Origin of the sequence: Clostridium sp. MSJ-8 (assembly GCF_018918325.1) — a bacterium.
Taxonomy (GTDB): Bacteria; Bacillota; Clostridia; order Clostridiales; family Clostridiaceae; genus Clostridium.
In genome coordinates this window covers 1-15,975 of record NZ_JAHLQH010000042.1, presented here as the reverse complement: position 1 = coordinate 15,975, position 15,975 = coordinate 1, and the positions used below count along the sequence as shown (strand labels likewise).

The window sequence follows — 15,975 nt, the reverse complement described above, 5'->3', positions numbered from 1 at the left end:
ATAATATTGGAATAATAAAAAGGTTGATATTATTTATGAAAAAATATCATTGCTATTCAGCAGAATTTGATGTGATAACTGAAAGATTATTTAAAGAAGCAAAATATCTAGGACAAGGCAATAATGGGATAGTTTATAGTCTACCAGAAGGAAAAGTAATAAAATTATTTATAGAAGAGAAAGTGTGGAAAGATGAATCAGATATATTGTTAAAAGTAAATGATTCGAAGTATTTTCCTACAGTATATAGTGTAGGTAAAATGTACATAGTAAGAGAAATAATATCTGGAGTACAATTAGATAAATATATAAAAAAGAATGGAATAAATTATAATGTTGTATATAACATATATATGCTTATAAAAGAATTTAAAAGGTTAAAATTTACCAAGATAGATACTAGATGTAAAGACTTATATATAGATAATGATTATAGTATACGAGTTATTGATCCTAAAAAATGCTATAAGAGGAATGTGTCATATCCAAGACATTTGATGAAGGGAATGTTGAAGCATGGTGTACTAGGGGAATTTATGTATTTTATGAAACAAATAGATTATAATATGGCGGAAGATTGGGAGAAAAGATTTTCGCAATATTGGGAAAGGGAAAGAAAAAAGAAAAGACATAAGAATAAATAAAATAATAATGGGAAACACTATATTTGTTAATAAGTCATTATAAGATTAAGGAGGAAGATTGTTTTATGAACAATTATTGTGAGATTATTGATGTGGTAGGAAGACAGATATTAGATTCTAGGTGTTTCCCAACAGTTGAGGTAGAGGTATATCTTGAAGATGGAACAATAGGCAGAGCAGCAGTTCCATCAGGAGCATCAACAGGTATATATGAGGCTGTAGAACTTCGAGATGGGGATAAGGATAATTATTTAGGCAAGAGCGTAATGAAGGCTGTTAATAATGTTAATGATATAATAGCTGAAGAACTTGTAGGCTGTAATGTATATGATCAGGTTTATATAGATAAACTACTTATCGAACTAGATGGTACAGACAATAAGGGCAAGTTAGGAGCAAATGCCATATTAGGAGTATCTCTAGCAGTTGCTAATGCAGCAGCGAAGAGTTTAGATATTCCTCTATATAAGTATATAGGTGGAGTAAATGCTAAGGTACTTCCAGTTCCTATGATGAATATAATTAATGGAGGATCTCATGCAGATAATTCTGTAGATTTACAAGAATTTATGGTTATGCCAGTAGGAGCTAAAACATTTGATGCTGCTATGAAGATGTGTGCAGAAGTATATCATACTCTTAAGAAAACATTACATGAGAAAGGCTATTCAACTGCAATAGGTGATGAAGGTGGTTTCGCACCTAACCTTAAGAGTAATGAGGAAGCAATAGAAGTAATTATAGAAGCTATAACTAAAGCAGGATATAAACCAGGTGAAGATGTATTTATTGCTATAGATGCTGCATCATCTGAATATTATGAAGATGGTAAGTATGTTTTAGAACATGAAGGTAAAACATTAAATGCATCAGAAATGGTAGACTTTTTGGAGAAATGGGTAGATAAATATCCAATTATATCTATAGAGGATGGAATGGCAGAAGAAGACTGGGAGGGATGGAAGTTACTAACTGATAGATTAGGATCTAAGGTTCAATTAGTAGGTGATGATTTATTTGTAACTAATACATCTAGATTGGAAACTGGTATAGAGAAAGGTGTAGCTAATTCTATTCTTATTAAACTTAATCAAATAGGAACATTAACAGAAACATTGAATGCTATTGAGATGGCTAATAGAGCAGGATATACAGCTGTTGTATCTCATAGATCAGGAGAAACAGAAGATACAACTATTGCAGATCTTGTTGTTGCTGTAAATGCAGGACAGATAAAAACTGGAGCGCCAGCTAGAAGTGAGAGAGTTGCCAAGTATAATCAATTAATTAGAATTCAAGAAGAATTAGATGATGTAGCTGAATATAGAGGTAAGAAGGCATTTTTCAACATAAAAGAATAATTCTAAATTTATATAAACTAAGACTAGAGCATTGCTTTAGTCTTGTTTTGCATATAAAAATTTTATTATTCAAAATATAGATTTCATAATGAGTGTAAGGTATAATATAAATTAATTATTTGGGAGGGGTAATATGGTAGAAGAGATATTAGAATTTAATAAAAAATTTGTACATAATAAGGAATATGAGAAGTTTATTACAAGTAAGTATCCTGATAAGAAGCTAGCTATTATATCATGTATGGATACAAGACTTACTGAACTATTACCTGCAGCTTTAGGCTTGAAAAATGGAGATGCAAAGATTATAAAAAATGCAGGTGGCTCAATAACACACCCTTTTGGTAGTGTTATGAGAAGTCTTTTAGTTGCTATATATGAGTTAGGCGTAACTGAAATTATGGTAATAGGGCATACAGATTGTGGGGTACAAGCATTAAATGCAAAAGAGATGCACCAAAAGATGATAGAAAGAGGAATATCTCAAGAATTGATTGATATGGTTGAATATTGTGGTGTTGATTTTGATTCTTGGCTAAAGGGATTTAATTCTGTGGAAGAATCGGTGAATGAAACAGTGAATATTATAAGACAAAACCCGCTTATACCTCATGATATAAATATATATGGATATGTTATGAATTCAGTAACTGGAGAATTAGTAAAGGTAGAATAGATAAAGAAATGTAGATATATTGACTTTTTGATTGAAAAAAAATACAAATAGTGCTATTATATAATTATCAATTAAGGATTATGCACAAAGTATATTCAGGAGGTGTCCTAGTGAGAACAGCACTTTTAATAGTAGATGTTATTATAGGATTAGTTGTTATAGTATCTATATTACTACAACCTAGTAAGTCAGATGCCTTAAGTGGATTAATTCAAGGTAGTAACAATGAATCTTTCTATTCTAAGAACAAGTCAAGAACTAAAGAAGTTATGCTTGAGAGATTAACAGTTGTATCATCTATTTTATTTGTAATAGTAACATTAGTGTTAAATCTAATATAAGTATATTTAGTAGGGTTTGATTAAGTAAGCAGCAGTAATATATGTTGCTTACTTTTTTTCTATATATAATTTATTAAAATAGACTAAGATAAAAAATACTATCATAAATATTAAAGAAAGCAAAAAAGCTTTTTATAAGTAAAGGGGTGTGGAAGCTATGAAATTATCATTTGTACCTATAATATGTGGAGTATTAGCACTTTTAGTTACATTTCTTATTGCACAAAGTGTAATTCGTCAAGAAGCAGGAAACAAAAAGATGAGAGATATTGCAGGACATATTGAAGAAGGAGCAATGGCATTTCTGAAGAAAGAATATGGATATTTAGCTATATTTATAGTAATCGTATTCATTGCTATTGCGGTATTTTTAAATATTAAAACTGCAATAGCATTTTTAGTTGGAGCATTATTCTCAATAATAGCAGGATTTATAGGAATGAGAATAGCTGTAAAGGCAAATGTTAGAACTACTAATGCAGCTCAAAAAGGTATCAAGAGTGCTTTATCAGTAGCCTTTTCTGGTGGTACAGTAATGGGTCTTGCAGTAGTAGGATTAGGTTTATTAGGAATAGGAGTATTTTGTGTTATATATGATTTTAATACAGAATATATAACAGGTTTTGGATTAGGTGCTTCATCTATTGCATTATTTGCAAGAGTTGGTGGAGGTATATATACAAAGGCAGCAGATGTAGGTGCAGATTTAGTTGGTAAGGTTGAAGCTGGCATACCAGAAGATGATCCTAGAAATCCAGCAGTTATTGCAGATAATGTTGGAGATAATGTTGGCGATGTTGCAGGAATGGGAGCAGATTTATTTGAGTCATATGTAGGATCTATTATATCAGCAATAACATTAGGTGCTTGTATATCAACAATATCATCAACAGACGGTTCTGTATATCCACTTATATTAGCAGCTATAGGTATATTGTCATCTATAGTTGGAATAATATTAGTTAAATGTAATAGTGGAACTAATCCACAGAAGGCACTTAATTTTGGTAGTACAATATCGGCAGTTCTTGTAATAATATTTGGTGGAATAGCTTGTTATATGATATTTGATGGACTTAAGCTATTTATTCCTGTTGTTGCTGGATTAATTATAGGTTTAATTATTGGTAAAATAACAGAAGTATATACTTCTTCAGATTATAAGTCAGTTCAGAGAATTGCTAATGAATCAGAAACAGGACCAGCTACTAACATAATAGCAGGATTATCAGTAGGTATGAAATCTACAGTTATTCCAATAATATTAATAGTAGTAGGAATTATTATTTCATATTATGCAGTTGGTGGATATAATGATTCTTCTATAGGGCTATATGGAATAGCACTTGCAGCAGTAGGTATGCTATCAACTACTGGAATAACAGTAGCAGTGGATGCATATGGACCTATAGCCGACAATGCAGGTGGTATAGCAGAGATGAGTGGGCTAGATGATAGTGTTCGTGAGATAACAGATAAGCTTGATTCAGTAGGTAATACTACAGCAGCAATGGGCAAAGGCTTTGCTATAGGTTCAGCAGCACTAACAGCTCTTGCATTATTTGCATCTTACGCACAGGCTGTTGAATTATCAGAAATTAATTTATTAAACCCATTAACATTAGTAGGAGTATTAATAGGTGGTATGTTACCATTCTTATTTGGAGCTATAACAATGTCATCAGTAGGTAAAGCAGCCTCTCAGATGGTAGAGGAAGTAAGAAGACAATTTAGAGAGAAAAAGGGAATACTTGAAGGAAAGGATAAACCAGATTATTCAAGATGTGTAGAAATATCAACTAAAGCAGCATTGCAAGAAATGATACTTCCTGGAATATTAGCAATAGTAGTGCCTATAGCTGTTGGATTGTTATTAGGAACAGAAGCATTAGCAGGACTAATAGGTGGAGCTGTTGTAACAGGTGTATTAATGGCTATAATGATGGCAAATGCTGGTGGAGCATGGGATAATGCCAAGAAATATATAGAAGGTGGAGCTCATGGTGGAAAAGGAAGCTATGCTCATAAAGCAGGTGTAGTTGGTGATACAGTAGGAGATCCATTTAAAGATACATCAGGACCTTCTATGAATATTTTAATAAAATTAATGACTATAGTAGCATTAGTATTTGCACCACTTATAGTTAAGTATGGTGGTATATTAATCGAATTATTTAAGTAAATAATATGTAAAAAATCCAATGTTATTTAGATATAATTAAAATTATGTTTTCTGATGATTAGTATCAATATTATATGTTTTCATAAATAGCATAATTTCATTAAGTATTTCTAAGATAATAAAAAAAGTAAAGATGCCTAAATGCTATAAACTCGCTAAAGCTCAGACAGTATAGCATTTTAAACGGCATTTTTACTTTTTTATTATAAGAAATACTAAAATTCATTATGAAGATTTATTCAAAGCAATAATTATTGATACTAATTAAGAAAATCGTAATATTAACGGTAAAAAAATAACATTGGATTTTTTATAAGAATACTATTTACTTAAATTAATAACTTGATATTAATTAACTGAAGAAATAAGTAATCGAAAAAATTAATTCAATAATTTTTTTAAGTAAGAATTACTGAAGACATTAAGATACTTGTAATAATATAGATACACTAAAAATAATCACGACGTTTAAATAATTAAAATATAAAATTACAAATAAAAAGTTGAAAAATTAGCCAAAATAATGTAAATTAATAGAAGAGGAGGCAAAAAATAAACTATAAAATAAAAAGAGGGGGACATATAAAAGTGAATAAAGTAAAAAGAATTATATCGTTATGTTTATTAATTGCAATGCTAATAATAAATATAAATGTTGAAATTGTAAGTGCTGCAGAAGATAATACAATAACGATAACATTTGTAGATAAGACAAATGGAAAATGGATTTCTAATGATGATGCATGTATAGAATTGGTAGATAATACACAAGGACACGATAAATACATAATGAAACAAGTTGATGATGTAACTTGGAAGGTAGAAGTTCCAGAAACGGCTTATAATATTACGTTTAACCGTTGGAATTCAAAGAAGACAGTTATGTGGAATTCATGGAGTGCTGGTGGTAGGGATGGCAAAGTATGCTATACAGCTGAAGGAACTTCAAATGGGCAATGGATAGAAACTGAAGGGTTTAAGGAAGGAGATATAATTTATTTAGATTTAAGTAAATTTACAAATTGGAAGAAGTCTGATGCTAAATTATATACTAACTTCACAAAAGCTTCTAAAAAAGATAATGATGGCGCAGATATATCTATATTAAAAGCAGACAAAAAATTATACAATCCTAAAGAAAATGTAGAGGAAATGTATGATAATGTATATAGATATGTTGTTACAGAAGAAGATGCCGGTAAACATACTTTAAGATTCTGGAGAGGAAATGAAGATACTCTATGGAATTGTTCCATTGATTTGGCTTATAGCAAGTATAAACAAGGATATAATTGTATAAATGTTTATGGTTGGAATGAGCAAGGTGAATTAAGTAAAATTAATATATATGATTTTGATAACGATGGAGTATTAAATGATATTGAAGAATTATATAATACAGATCCTTATAATCCAGATACAGATGGTGATGGATTATCAGATTATATAGAAATATATTTAACTGGAACAGATCCTACATTAAAGGATACAGATGCTAATGGTGTTGATGATGGTGATGAAGATATGGATGGTGATGGATTGACCAACCTTGAAGAAATAAAATTCAACACAGATATAAATAGAAAAGATACTGATAATGATAATCTTAGTGATTATGATGAAATTTATGTCTACAAAACTAATCCACTAAATCCAGACACAGATGATGATGGAATATATGATGGTGATGAAATATTATTGGGATTAGATCCATTAAATCCATGTACTGATGGAGTAACATTAGATGCTAATAGAATATTTAATCAACAACTTGACATAAGTAATATAGATTCAGAATTATTAGAAGATAATAGAATTATCCCATCTATATTAGGAAATGTAACTGATAATATAAACAGACATATTTCAGTAGAGAGTGAAGATATCTATGCATTAGATGATAATCGTGCAGTAGTAGGAAAAGAAGTATATGTAAATACAGATTATGCTGAAGGTGCTGATATACAATTACATTTTGACTGTAGCTCTGAATTAGAGAGAAAAGACTTGTTTATAATATGCAAATATGATGAAGGTAAGATAACTCCATGTGTAACTAATATAACAGAAAACGATATTTGGGCAAATGTTTCTAGTGGATATTATTTCGTTATAGATGCTGAAAAATTTTTGGAAAATATAGATGTATCTGTAGATGAATATAAAAATACTATAAATGAAGCTAAATCAGATACAAGTTGTGTTATGACAGATGATATGAGTGAACCATTAGCTGTAGCAGAAGCAGTAGAGAAAAAAACAAGTAAGATATATGGACAAGCTGATATTGTATTTTTAATAGATTCAACTGGATCTATGAGTAATGCAATAAATAATGTTGTAAAAAACATAGGTACTTTTGTAGATACATTAACTTCTAAATATTCTGTAAAAGTTAATTTTGCATTAGTTGATTATAAGGATATTACATGTAGGGGAGAAGAAACTAAATTAATCAAGAATGGTACTTCGAATTGGTTTACTGATCTAGAGCAATATAAGAATTGTATAAAGAGTATAAGAGTTTCAGGGGGAGGAGATGGACCTGAAACATCAATTGATGCACTAGGAATGGCGAATGAGCTAGATTATAGAAAGAATGCAAATAAGTTTATAATACTAGTTACAGATGCTGATTATAAGATAAACAATAATTATGGAATAGAATCAATAACTGATATAACTAATGAATTGTCTAGTAAGGAAATTGTTACATCAGTAATTTCTGCACAAAGTTATGAACCTAGATATCATGATTTATATACAATTACTAATGGTGTATTTGGAAATATATATGGCAACTTTAGTGAAGTGTTATTAGGCTTAGCTGATAAAATAGGTGGTATTGTTAATGATGGTTCATGGGTAATCTTAAGTGATTATCAATATGTAAAATTAAATAAACCAGTTGCTGTTGATAGTGGAGATTCAGATGGAGATTCAGTATCAGATTATGAAGAATTAGGTGAAGCAGTTAAGCAAGATATTACACCATTTTTAAAGACTGTATTAAAATTTTATGGAATACCATATGAATTATATGATGGAGAAACATCAATTGAAGTGTACAATTACAAGTCTAATCCAATATTAGAAGATACAGATTTTGATGGTATAAATGATGAAAAAGACTTAAAACCAAAGAATAATAAATTCTCAGGAAGCATGCACTATGAATTAGATGATAAAAATAGAGAATGTAATGTTGAATTCACAGTAGATTATAGAAACTTATTTAAAGATAATACAAAGTATACTAAAGATTTGGCTGTATTAACTAGTTTATATGCTTCAGATATATATGATAATTTATATGTAGAAGTTAAGGATGGAGCAAAAGGCGGTTCTGATGATGCAACAGAATTTGGCAAGATATTTGGCTTACAAGATGTTGAAGATATTAAGATAAAGGGTGCAGACTATACAGTTGATAAAGATGATGAAACAGAATTCGTTATAGGACATAGAAATGTAGAATATAATGGTGAAAAGAGAGAAGTTATAGTACTTACAGTAAGAGGCACAAATGGAACTAGTGCTGAGTGGTCTAGTAATTTTGATGTTGGTGCAGATACAACAGAATACTATGATATAATGGGTAGTGAACATCCTCATTGGAAGAATAAACTTAATCACAAGGGATTTGATGTAGCCACTAATCGTATACTTGATAAATTTAATGATTATATTACTAGACATAAGTTAAATGATAGTAGTGTAGAGAAGAGTATATTAATAAGTGGACATTCAAGAGGAGCAGCTATTGCCAATTTATTGGGAGCACATTTCGAAAATGATGCTAACTATAAATCATATACTTATACATTTGCAGCTCCATATAGTACAACTGATAGTAATGCTATTAATTATAAGACAATTAACAATATAGTTAATAAGGATGATATAATCCCATATTTACCACTTGAAAAATGGGGCTTCTATAAATATGGTACAACAAAGGAAATAAGTGTAGAAGATAATTATGAAAATAAGTGGGGTAAAGCAGAAGAAGGCACATGGGAATGGCTAATAGGAGAAGACTATGATAATGATGGTGGAATGCAAAGAACTCTTAAATGCTTTGAAGATGTTGCTAATAATAGAGAAGAATTATACAAGTTAGATACTTCAGATGATGGAAAAGTTAATATAGGAAATAAATATCATACAACAAAATCTGGAGCTAATAAGAGACTTAATGAATTACAAAGTGAATTAGATGAATACAAGTTAGGAAAGTTCTGCAATCTAAGTGTTGTTAAAGGTGGTCTTTTATATCATGTAGAAGTAAACTATTGTCCTGCATATTTGATGCAAAATCTTGCTAATATGGCTTGTGGATTCGGACCTATGTTAGGTTATGATACAAAAGGTGTTTATGCAAAGGCTAAAGCATCATTTGCAGCATCTAGTGGAAAAATACCTATTTCTCATTTGGGTGGTATGACACATCCACATATGCAACCTACTTATTATTTAATTGCACGTAATAATTTTAAAGCTATATAGATAGGAGAAGTAAATTGAATAAGGCTAAGAAATTAATTCAAATAATAATTTTATTAATAGTTATGTATGTAATAGATTTTTTAATTGCACCTAATATATTTAAAAGTCAATATCCAAATGATATAGGAGCAGTTATTATATATTATGTTTCAATAATAGGAAGTGCCGCTATAGGTATGATTGTTATATCTAACAATATATTTTATTGGATGTTAGGAGATGTATTTTATTGTTTTCTCATATTTATGTATCATCCTAAAGGAATTTATGGAATAGGATTAAGTGGCATTATGGTGAGAAGATATATAGAGAGTGACGTACCATTTCATATACTTATTCAATTTATTCTATTTATGGTGATTCAACTAATAATAAGTGGATTAATACAGATTATAAAAGTTATAAAGAATAAAAAGATACTTAAATAATAAAAAATGGAGATACCTAAATGTTAAGATTCATTATAATCAAGCATGATATAGGTATCTTCATTGTTTTTGTGAAAAATTAAAAGAGAATTAAAAATAAAATAATGGGAATAATAACAAAGGTAGTTTAAAATGTGGTAGGATATAGGTATATAAGAATATTATTTCAGTTTAAGGAGGCGTGAAATATGGGCATTAAGGACACATTAGTTAGTTTCATGAGAGAAGAAGCATATAGACCTATGGATATTCAAGAGTTAGTAGCAGTATTTGATATTAAGGATTTTGAGTATAAGACTTTTAAGAAAGCTTTAAAGACTATGGAGAAGGAAGGCCTTATAGTTAGGACTAAGAAGGATAGATATGCTGTGCCGGAGAGATTAGGTTTAATAACAGGTAGATTACAAGCTCATTCTAAGGGATATGGCTTCTTGATTCCTGATGTAGAGGGAGAGAAGGATGTTTTTATACCTAGTAATTGTATGAACGGTGCCTTAAATGGAGATAGAGTTTTAGTTCAAGTTACAAGAGAAGATAGAAATGGCAAGAAGCGAGAAGGAGAGATAGAGAAGGTAATAGAGAGAGCTAACAAGAGAGTAGTAGGAGTTTATGAAGATAGTAGAAACTTTGGATTTGTAGTAGCGGAAGATACTAGAATTAATCAAGATATATTTATATCTAAGAAGGATAAGAATGGAGCGAAGGAAGGCGATGTAGTAATTGTTGAGATTACTAAGTGGCCAGAGAAGAGGAGAAGCCCTGAAGGTATAGTAGTTGAAGTATTAGGTCAGAAGGGTGATGTTGGACTAGATATCTTAACTATAATCAAGAAGTTTGGACTTCCAGAAGAATTTCCTCACAAGGTTCAAGCATTTGCAGAATCGATACCTCAAGAAGTAGATCCTAAGGAAATAAACCGTAGAAGAGATCTTAGAGATATCAAGATGGTAACAATAGATGGTGAAGATGCCAAGGATTTAGATGATGCAGTATCCATAGAGAAATTACCTAATAATAGATTTAAACTTGGAGTTCATATAGCTGATGTATCTCATTATGTTAGGGAGAAGAATCCACTAGATAAAGAAGCTCTCAAGAGGGGAACTTCAGTATATCTTATAGATAGAGTTATTCCTATGTTACCTAGAGAATTATCTAATGGTATATGTTCACTTAATCCACAGGTTGATAGATTAGCTCTAAGTTGTTTTATGACTATTGATAATAATGGTAAGGTTCTAGATCATGAGATAATGGAATCAGTAATTAAAACTAATGAGAGAATGACTTATACTGATGTAACTAAGATCTTAAGAGATAATGATAAGGAATTAATGCAGAGATATGATTATCTTATAGAAGATTTCAAATGTATGGAAGAGTTGGCTAATATTCTATATAAGAAGAGAATTAAACGAGGAGCTATAGATTTTGATTTTGAAGAAGCGAAGATAACTTTAGATGAAAAAGGAAAACCTATAGAGATTAAACCTTATGAGAGAGAAATAGCTAACAGAATGATAGAAGAATTTATGTTAGTATGCAATGAAACTATAGCAGAGCATATGTATTGGACTAATCTACCTTTTGTATATAGAATTCATGAGAATCCAGATAGTGAGAAATTAGAGAAGTTTAAAGAATTCATATTTAATTTGGGACATTTTGTTAGATGGAGTCCTGAAATTAAACCAAGAGACCTTCAGAAGGTTCTAGATGAATTCAAGGGTGAAAAGGAAGAAGTGGTAGTAAGTACATTATTATTAAGAAGTATGATGCAAGCTAGATATTCTCCTGAGAATGTAGGACATTTTGGTTTAGCAGCTGAGTATTATTGTCACTTTACATCACCTATTAGAAGATATCCGGATTTACAGATTCATAGAATAATTAAGGAGCATTTAAATGGCAAGATAGATGAAGGAAGAGCTAACAAGTTAATATCTTTAGTAGATTATGCATCTAAACAGTCATCAGAAACTGAAAGAATAGCCCAAGAGGCAGAGAGAGAAGTAGATGACTTGAAGAAGGCAGAATACATGTTAGATAGAATAGGAGAGGAATTCTCAGGATATATATCTTCAGTTACATCATTTGGTATGTTTGTAGAGTTGCCTAATACAATAGAAGGATTGGTTCATATAACAGCATTAGATGATGATTATTATATATATGATGAAGATCATCTATGTTTAATAGGTGAGAGGAAGAAGAAAATATATAGATTAGGAGATGCTGTTAAAGTATCATGTTCAAGAGTGGATATACCTAATAGAGAGATTTTCTTCGACTTATTAGAATGTGAAGAAAATAAAGAAGAAATAAAGCCATCACAAGAGCTTGTAGAAAAGCTTCCAGAAGTGAAACAGAGCTTAAAAGAAGAAAGTGAAAAAACAATTGAATAGTGTTATAGTAGACATTATAATAGAACTTAAGGATTGAGTTCTTATAAATATAAACCTAAGTGGGTGAGAATAAGTATGGCGAGAAAGAAAAATAGCAACTCCCTTGCGGAGAATAGAAAGGCTAGACATGACTACTTCGTAGAAGACACTATAGAAGCAGGATTGGCATTAGTAGGAACAGAAGTTAAGTCCATTAGATTAGGCAAGTGCAACTTGAAAGATTGCTATGCTGATATTGATAATGGTGAAGTATATATCAAGAATATGCATATAAGTCCTTATGAGCAGGGCAATATATTTAATGTAGATCCATTAAGAGAGAGAAAGCTTCTATTGCATAAGAGTGAAATATTCAGATTATCTGGTTTAGTTCAGAGAGATGGATATACGCTTATTCCATTATCTCTTTACCTTAAGAATGGTAAGGTAAAAGTAGCCCTTGGAATATGTAGAGGTAAGAAGAATTATGATAAGAGAGACTCTATGTTAGAGAAAGCACATAAGAGAGATATGGACCGTGCTATGAAGGAGAGAAACAGGTACTAATAATTATAACAAAAAAGAATTCACAGAAATGTGAATTCTTTTTTGTTTTTACAATTTCTTGGGTGGAAATGTAAAAATGTATATAAAAAAATTGTTGGGCAAATTTATATTTTATATATATAGTTTACATTACTTTTGCATATTTGTCTAGTGAATGGTAAAATATAAATATACAAATATAAAATGGAAAATATTTTGTAGTGGGGGAAAAATATGAATAAAAAAATCAGATTAATAGTATGTACATTAATGGTAGGGGTATTATGCTTAATGGGGTGTGGTACAAATGAACAATCTAGTGCTAAGTTATTTTGTATAAAAGAATCACAAAACTTATTAACATCAGGTAAAATTCAAGCGAAAGAATCTCAAACTATAGATGTATCAGAAGAAAAGAATATTGTAGTTGATTATAACAATGGAGATAATGTAGCAAAGGGTGCTGAGATATTCAGTGTAGAGGATGAAGAATATACTAAAAAGTTAAATGAAGCAAGTAATGAATTAAATAAGCTTAGAGTTCAAGGTAATAATGAATATAATAAACAGCAAGAAGCATATAATCAAGCACAAGATATATTAAATACATTAAATAGTATGCCACAAGATGATCCAAATTATTCAGTAGTACAATCTCAGTTTCAAGATAAGCAAAAAGCATATGAGTCACTTCAAGATAGTTACAATAAGATATCAGAATCAATAAGTCAAAAGGAACAAGATGTAAACTTCTATTCTAGTAAACAATATAAAAGGGTATATGCAGATATTGGAGGCATATTTAATTATGATGAGGAAAACAAAACAATATCAATAAGCAGTACAGACTTAGTAGTTAAACTAGTAGTTAAAGAGAAAGATTATAACCTAGTTAAAGAGGGAGAAATCGTTAATGTAAAAGAAGCATACAAAGATGGAGATATAGAAGGAAGAGTAATATCTAAATCAATAATTCCTGTTGATAATAATTCAGGAGTAAGTGAATATACTATAATAATAGATATCCCAGATACATATGTTATAGGTACATCTGTAGAAGTAACAGCAAAAGATTCAGAGATTAAGATACCATTGAAATGTGTTGAAAAAAGAGCAGATAATTATTTTGTATATGTGGTTAAAGATGGCAATCAGTCAGTTGTTCAGATAGATGGTAAGGAAAGTGGAGATTATTTTATTGCAGATACTAATATAGGTGCTATAGCAGGTCAAGAGGTTTTAGTTAATCCTTAATAAGTTTACAACAGTAAACTATATATCAATAATATATTTATAAAAAACATATAATCATAAAGTATATATATAATATTTCTAAAATAGCATTATATATTATTTGTGGACCAGTATTTACCTTGTTGACTTTGGATTTTTACTAGTATATAATAAGTATCTAAAGATTAATAAAATTAAATATTGTTTAAGTTTATATAATCTATTTTATAACCTGGGGGCGTTATGGCTTCGACGGGGGTAAGGTGGGTTTGATAAGCGGGTCGAGGACAGCACGGAACCTCGTTAATCATCTATGCATTAAATATAAACGCAGAAGACAATTTTGCATTAGCAGCTTAATATAAGCTTGCTCATCCGTCCAGATTCCCCACGGTTTGGGTAGCGGGTGTCATATAAGTGGGAAACGAAGTCTAACGAAGCTTTGAGTTAGAGGGGTATTTATGAAGCTAGCAACTTCACTAGCCTGCCTATGGGCGAGTGGGGGAGCGAATTATAATATGTAGGATACACTCGTAGAAAGTCAGACTGGTCTGCTTTCGGACAGGGGTTCGATACCCCTCGCCTCCACCACATAAAAAGGTCAGTTTTGATACAATGGCAAATCCCTGAAATACAGGGACTTGCCATTGTTTTTTTATGGACTTTAGTCTGTTGAACGAAGTGAAACATAAAACCACCTGCTATGCGGGTAGATAGCAATATGGTTATACCAAAAGAAAACTCACCTTTTCGATTATAATAGAAGTGTTCAAGCTACTATAAATAATCGAAAGAAAGGTGAGTTTTCATGGATAAAAGTTTAGCACACACAAAATGGATGTGCAAGTATCATATAATATTTACACCCAAATTCAGGAGAAAGGTAATTTACAATCAATATAAACAAAGTATAAAAGAAATAATTATAGCTTTGTGTAAATATAAAGGTGTGGAAATAATAGAAGGCCATCTCATGCCAGATCATATACATATGTTGGTTTCAATACCTCCGAAGATAAGCGTAGCATCTTTTATGGGGTATTTAAAAGGAAAAAGCGCATTGATGATATTTGAGAGACATGCAAATTTAAAATATAAGTTTGGAAATAGACATTTCTGGTCGGAAGGATATTATGTAAGTACTGTAGGATTAAATGAAGCAACAATAAGGAAATATATTAGAGATCAAGAAAAACAAGACCAGATTAAAGATAAGCTAAGTTTAAAAGAATACGAAGACCCTTTTAAGGGTAGCAGGTAAAATCATAGCGTAGCTTGAACAAAGTGAAAGCTAGGCGCCTTGAGACGCTGGCCAAGTAACAAAGGCTTATAGCCGCAGTGCAAGCCACCCGTTTTACGGGTGGTTATGACTCTTTGTTTAAAAAGTGTGGAGGTATAGAGATGAAAATTAGGATTAAAAGGTATAAGCTATATGAAAGATATAGCCAAAGTTTTTATATTAAAGTTTCATGATAAAATATTAATTTTGTAATATTTCAATATAATACATTTGATTACAATTAGGGTATTATGATAAAATAAACACATATTTGATTCTGTTAGGTTGTTATGAAAAAATAGCTTAACTTTTCGTAGAATTGCTCGCTCTTTGAAAATTATATAAGTTTGATTATTTTATTACATGGCAAATAAACCTGCAAATAATAGGAT

General features: G+C 30.4%; 11 protein-coding genes and 1 other RNA gene. All 12 read left to right on the top strand.

The genetic code is table 11. The annotated features are described in order from the left end of the window. Positions 1 to 35: 35 nt before the first annotated feature. Complete coding sequence (locus KQI77_RS09475; protein ID WP_216390187.1) at positions 36 to 644, top strand: protein kinase; 609 nt, start codon at positions 36 to 38, stop codon at positions 642 to 644. 65 nt (positions 645 to 709) lie between these two features. Beyond that, on the top strand, positions 710 to 2,005 hold the full coding sequence (eno, locus tag KQI77_RS09470; protein ID WP_216390186.1) for a phosphopyruvate hydratase: 1,296 nt from the start codon (positions 710 to 712) through the stop codon (positions 2,003 to 2,005). A gap of 133 nt (positions 2,006 to 2,138) precedes the next feature. After that, entirely contained in the window at positions 2,139 to 2,681 is a 543-nt protein-coding gene (locus KQI77_RS09465; protein WP_216390185.1) for a carbonic anhydrase, read from the top strand. 110 nt (positions 2,682 to 2,791) lie between these two features. Further along, the gene (gene secG / locus KQI77_RS09460; RefSeq protein ID WP_216390184.1) at positions 2,792 to 3,022 is read left to right on the top strand and encodes a preprotein translocase subunit SecG; all 231 of its coding nucleotides are present in this window, start codon (positions 2,792 to 2,794) and stop codon (positions 3,020 to 3,022) included. 157 nt (positions 3,023 to 3,179) lie between these two features. Next, entirely contained in the window at positions 3,180 to 5,204 is a 2,025-nt protein-coding gene (locus tag KQI77_RS09455; RefSeq protein WP_216390183.1) for a sodium-translocating pyrophosphatase, read from the top strand. Between the two features lie 588 nt (positions 5,205 to 5,792). Further along, positions 5,793 to 9,713, top strand: coding sequence for a VWA domain-containing protein (locus tag KQI77_RS09450; RefSeq protein WP_216390182.1), 3,921 nt, complete (start codon positions 5,793 to 5,795; stop codon positions 9,711 to 9,713). 14 nt (positions 9,714 to 9,727) lie between these two features. Further along, complete coding sequence (locus tag KQI77_RS09445) at positions 9,728 to 10,141, top strand: hypothetical protein (RefSeq protein ID WP_216390181.1); 414 nt, start codon at positions 9,728 to 9,730, stop codon at positions 10,139 to 10,141. A gap of 188 nt (positions 10,142 to 10,329) precedes the next feature. After that, positions 10,330 to 12,546: a ribonuclease R gene (gene rnr / locus KQI77_RS09440; RefSeq protein WP_216390180.1), complete on the top strand. Its 2,217-nt coding sequence runs from the start codon at positions 10,330 to 10,332 to the stop codon at positions 12,544 to 12,546. Between the two features lie 75 nt (positions 12,547 to 12,621). Further along, positions 12,622 to 13,092 carry an SsrA-binding protein SmpB gene (smpB, locus tag KQI77_RS09435; RefSeq protein ID WP_216390179.1) on the top strand — a complete coding sequence of 157 codons (471 nt, stop codon included), beginning with the start codon at positions 12,622 to 12,624 and terminating at the stop codon, positions 13,090 to 13,092. A gap of 213 nt (positions 13,093 to 13,305) precedes the next feature. Continuing rightward, the gene (locus KQI77_RS09430) at positions 13,306 to 14,325 is read left to right on the top strand and encodes an efflux RND transporter periplasmic adaptor subunit (RefSeq protein ID WP_216390178.1); all 1,020 of its coding nucleotides are present in this window, start codon (positions 13,306 to 13,308) and stop codon (positions 14,323 to 14,325) included. A 213-nt stretch (positions 14,326 to 14,538) separates the two neighbouring features. Further along, positions 14,539 to 14,895: a transfer-messenger RNA gene (gene ssrA, locus KQI77_RS09425) on the top strand. Between the two features lie 217 nt (positions 14,896 to 15,112). Continuing rightward, the gene (gene tnpA / locus KQI77_RS09420; RefSeq protein ID WP_216390177.1) at positions 15,113 to 15,565 is read left to right on the top strand and encodes an IS200/IS605 family transposase; all 453 of its coding nucleotides are present in this window, start codon (positions 15,113 to 15,115) and stop codon (positions 15,563 to 15,565) included. Positions 15,566 to 15,975: the final 410 nt, after the last annotated feature.

What these genes read in the sequence shown, in the direction of transcription:
- KQI77_RS09465 (WP_216390185.1), top strand. Translation starts at nt 2,139, where the DNA reads ATGGTAGAAGAGATATTAGAATTTAATAAAAAATTTGTACATAATAAG.
- smpB (WP_216390179.1), top strand. Translation starts at nt 12,622, where the DNA reads ATGGCGAGAAAGAAAAATAGCAACTCCCTTGCGGAGAATAGAAAGGCT.
- KQI77_RS09430 (WP_216390178.1), top strand. Translation starts at nt 13,306, where the DNA reads ATGAATAAAAAAATCAGATTAATAGTATGTACATTAATGGTAGGGGTA.
- eno (WP_216390186.1), top strand. Translation starts at nt 710, where the DNA reads ATGAACAATTATTGTGAGATTATTGATGTGGTAGGAAGACAGATATTA.
- tnpA (WP_216390177.1), top strand. Translation starts at nt 15,113, where the DNA reads ATGGATAAAAGTTTAGCACACACAAAATGGATGTGCAAGTATCATATA.
- KQI77_RS09475 (WP_216390187.1), top strand. Translation starts at nt 36, where the DNA reads ATGAAAAAATATCATTGCTATTCAGCAGAATTTGATGTGATAACTGAA.
- KQI77_RS09455 (WP_216390183.1), top strand. Translation starts at nt 3,180, where the DNA reads ATGAAATTATCATTTGTACCTATAATATGTGGAGTATTAGCACTTTTA.
- rnr (WP_216390180.1), top strand. Translation starts at nt 10,330, where the DNA reads ATGGGCATTAAGGACACATTAGTTAGTTTCATGAGAGAAGAAGCATAT.